A 3,969-nucleotide genomic window follows, 5' to 3' on the forward strand; every position below is an offset into this window, starting at 1 on the left:
ACCGTCTGATCAACAATGTGCTCAACGCCTCGCACACGAAATGCCTGACAGTCCCAGCGCAACCAGCCCCATCCGGGCCATCAGCCGTCCGATCCGTTTGCGGCCTACCTCATGGCCCAGACGGCGAAGGTGCCGCGCCATCTGCCGGGCGCCATAATACGGCGTTTCCATGAACTGCTCGTCGATCAGCCGCATCAGCATCAGGTTGAACGCGTTTTCGGGTGCAGGCTGATAATATACCCCCGATCGGTTCAGCCTCAGCAACCTGCATTGCCTGACGATCGGCAGACGGGGACGGTGCGGGTCGATCATTTGCCGCCTATGGTCACGCCCAAGCGAACAGAGGCATCCTGCAAACGTCCCGTTCCACCAGAAGCTGGCCGATCTTCGCGTGAAGCTTCTCGACCTCGGCCGCGCTCGTCGCTGGCTCCGCAACGGCCTCGCCCGAAAAGGTCGCCGCCATGCCCTCGATCGCCTGGCGCTTCCGACTTCCGCAATCATCGTCTGATGCACCCCATGTTTCGACGCCAGCTCCGCCAACGTCAGTTCCCCGCGGATCGCCTCCAGGGCAACCCGTGATTTGAACTCCGCCCCATATCTCTTGCGCGTAACCTTGCCCATAAAACCCGCCCTCTCTCAGGTCGGATTATAGACCCAATGACCGTCATTCGCCTCGGCCTTCGAGACCACGGGGAGCGTAAGCTTGCCTTGTCACGAAAGGAGAATGACAATGTCGACGATGAAATTCATTGGCCTGGACGTCCACAAGGAGACGATTGCCGTGGCGGTTGCCAATGACGGGCGATCGGGAGAAATCCGGTTCCACGGGACCATTCCCAACACGCCTGATGCGGTGCGTCGTCTGGTGTCGCGCCTGCGTGCGCCCGATGTGACGCTCCACTTCTGCTATGAGGCAGGCGGCTGCGGATATGGCATCCATCGTCAGTTGATCGACCTTGGCGTGGAATGCAGTGTCATTGCGCCGTCGATCATCCCGCGCAAGGCTGCGGACCGGGTGAAGACCGATCGACGTGATGCCCAGATGCTGGCGCGCCTGCTGCGCTCGGGCGAACTGACGGCGATCTGGGTGCCGGACGAAGCACACGAAGCCATACGGGATCTGATTCGCGGACGCCGGCAGGCGAAACAGGATCTGGTCGCCAGTCGGCAAATGGTCCTGAGCTTTCTCCTGCGCCATGGTCGCAAATTCACCGGTCGATCTCATTGGAGCAAGGCGCACTGGCGCTGGCTTGGGGAGCAGGCATTTGGCGCACCGCACCAGCAATTCGTATTCGGTGAGGGTATCCGGCGGATCGAGGAGGCACAGCAGCGCTGCGATCGCCTGGATGCCATGCTGGTGGAAGCACTGCCGCAGTGGTCGCTTGCACCGCTGGTTCACGCGCTGCAGGCCCTCCGTGGTGTCGGGCTCGTGGTGGCGACGACCTTGGCCGCGGAAATCGGCGATCTCGGTCGCTTCGATACCCCCAAGCAGCTGATGGGCTGGCTTGGCCTGATTCCCTCCGAAGCGTCCAGTGGCGCCCGCACCCGTCGCGGTGCGATCACGAAAACCGGCAACCGGGAGGCACGCGCGATGCTGGTAGAGGCAGCGTGGTCGTATCGCCTGCCGGCGCGCGAAGAGAGGCGATATCAAATACGCGTGGAAGGCTTGCCGGAGGATATCAGAGCCATCGCGTGGAAAGCGCAGGTCCGCCTGTGTCAGCGCTACCGATTGCTGGCATCAAGCGGAAAAGCCCTGCCGAAGGTGATCACGGCGATTGCCCGCGAGCTGGTCGGGTTCATCTGGGATATCGGGCGGCGCATGCAGCCAATCTGACGCAGACTACCGCGCCCGGTCATCGGACCTGACGGGCGTGCCGCGAAGACCAGGCAGGATGGGTAACCCTCGTTGTAAGCTGGGGCAGGTCTCGACCGACGCCCGTCTATAGAGAGAGGAAGGCCCACGACGGAAATGGGAAATGCGGTAACCAATCCGCGGATGAGAGCATGATCAATCGTCGTCGATCGGCTCGCGGCACACCCGTCAGGTCCATCATCAGTTTTCAGTCTCATCAGATGCCAGTCTGGTGTAGGCTTCCTGCAGCCACATTCCCCAGATGACAGTCATGAGAGCTTATCACCCTGTCCGATTTTCCGGGGCCAGCTCTAACCGCTGTCGGTGCCTGAGCAAGGACAGGAATGCCTCATGAGTAGATACGGGCTTACTGACTGAGGTGCATCAATGATGCCGCCTTTAGACCCATAGGCCCGCTTCATCTGGTATGTTTTTTAAACGATTTCTACGCTTCCTGCGTATGCCGGGGCTGAAGCCGTGCGCTTTTTATTTTCAGGGGATGAGGGAGGATTGGCGGTTAACCAAGTCCCAAGACCTGCGTAAGAACGACCCTCATTGAGGCTTACATCTTTGAATTGATTCCAGTAATCATATATTAAAGCACCATTTCTCATCAGACCACTCAATCGCGTCAAATTGAGTTCCTGGAACCGAGGATTATTAGTCTGGAAGAAAATCACGTCGGTATCGGTAGCCGCCGTTTCAGCATTATCAAAAATTTCAATTTTGAAACTTTTTGCCTCTTCAGGATCGGTCGATGGGTCGAAGCCACCGATCACAGCATCGGGAAATTGCGCCTGCAAATGCTTGATCAGCGGATAGGCCATTGAGCCACGTAGATCGGACGTTTCAGGGCGACCTTTGAATGCCAAACCAAAAATAACGATTTTCTTGGTGGCACTATTACTGCCACGCCGATGGCTGGCAATAAGTGCGGCAGAACGACTGGGCATGGCTTCATTGAAGTGACGTGCCCGCAGCGCAAGGCCTTCCTGGCCTCCTTTTTGGACGACGCCTTCCGTCAGAATATACGGATCTTTCTCCAGGCATGGGCCGCCAACCGGTCCTGGAAGAATATTAAACGCACGCGGATAGTTCAACGCTCCGGCGCGAATAACTTCAATTGCGGAAACACTACAAACATCGCAAATTTCGGCAACTTCATTGGCGAAAGCAAACATATAGTCGCGTTGGGTATTATTGACCAGCTTGACCATCTCCGCCGCTTCAAGCGAACTCACGGTGATGACTGTCGGCGTCAGGAAACCGAAAATATTTTTTGCGCGGATTGTCGAACCGTTATCGACTCCACCGACAATTTGCGGCAACGATGTCAGTTCTTCTATCGCTTTGCCTTCGAGGGTTCGTTCAGGACAAAAAGCCAGCGCATACGGGATATTACGAGAATCCAAAAGCGGCTTCACAACATCGCGAGTCACACCAATTCGAACTGTCGAACGGAGCATTATTAGCTCCCCCGGCTTGAGGACCTCAGCGACGTCTCGAGCGACCGACTGGATCGCACTGAGGTTGGTTTGTTTTTCGGATGTAAGAGGCGTTCCCACGGTAATGATATAAACCCGACGGTGATCGTCTGGCTCTATTTTGGCACCAAATGAGAAATGACCACTATTGACGTGCTTTGCAACACGTTCATCAAGGCCACGTTCGAGAAAGTGGGCTTTTCCGGCAGAGAGGCAATCAAGAACATGTGGATTGCGTTCTACGCCATGTACCTGAAACCCGACATCGCACATTGCAACCGCGAGGGTAAGACCGACATAGCCTAATCCGATGATGCAAATCCGCTTATCCTCAAAGCCCTCAGGTACTTTCATTTCACTATTCTCCGCAGTCGCTTTCAACACTCAAGAAAATTTCTCTAATCAAGGTGATGATAATTCACAAGTCGAATTTAAAATGTTTTCAGGAAATTAAGAGCCGCGGATTAGGGTGGGAAAGCTTGCATCCTCTTAATTATATAATTAATATAGCTAGAGTGATCCTTCCCCAAACACACCCTCAGTTCTGAGTTAGCCCGCATTTCTCACACGATGATGTGGTGAAGTGGCCCCTGGAAATGGGACCACAGGTTAAGTTGGAGATATCTGGCTCTG

General features: G+C 55.7%; 2 protein-coding genes and 1 pseudogene. 1 reads left to right on the forward strand and 2 read right to left on the reverse strand.

Translation table 11 applies throughout. The features are described 5' to 3' along the window. Positions 1 to 54: 54 nt before the first annotated feature. Positions 55 to 621, reverse strand: a pseudogene (locus ABF821_RS20230) (IS3 family transposase); the annotation flags it as partial. A 109-nt stretch (positions 622 to 730) separates the two neighbouring features. On the opposite strand from ABF821_RS20230, the gene ABF821_RS20235 reads away from it, so the two are divergent. Further along, positions 731 to 1,834 (forward strand): IS110 family transposase, encoded by a 1,104-nt coding sequence (locus tag ABF821_RS20235; RefSeq protein WP_415531379.1) that lies wholly within the window; start codon positions 731 to 733, stop codon positions 1,832 to 1,834. A 452-nt stretch (positions 1,835 to 2,286) separates the two neighbouring features. Here ABF821_RS20235 and ABF821_RS20240 read toward each other — a convergent pair whose 3' ends face one another. Next, positions 2,287 to 3,690, reverse strand: a complete 1,404-nt coding sequence (locus ABF821_RS20240; RefSeq protein WP_415531380.1) for a nucleotide sugar dehydrogenase — start codon at positions 3,688 to 3,690, stop codon at positions 2,287 to 2,289. Positions 3,691 to 3,969 lie beyond the last annotated feature (279 nt).

It is taken from the genome of Gluconacetobacter sp., from assembly GCF_047721585.1.
In the GTDB taxonomy this organism is placed as follows: domain Bacteria; phylum Pseudomonadota; class Alphaproteobacteria; order Acetobacterales; family Acetobacteraceae; genus Gluconacetobacter; species Gluconacetobacter dulcium.

Bases quoted from the DNA above. Each gene is read 5' to 3' on its own strand.
- ABF821_RS20240 (WP_415531380.1), bottom strand. From the start codon at position 3,690: ATGAAAGTACCTGAGGGCTTTGAGGATAAGCGGATTTGCATCATCGGA.
- ABF821_RS20235 (WP_415531379.1), top strand. From the start codon at position 731: ATGTCGACGATGAAATTCATTGGCCTGGACGTCCACAAGGAGACGATT.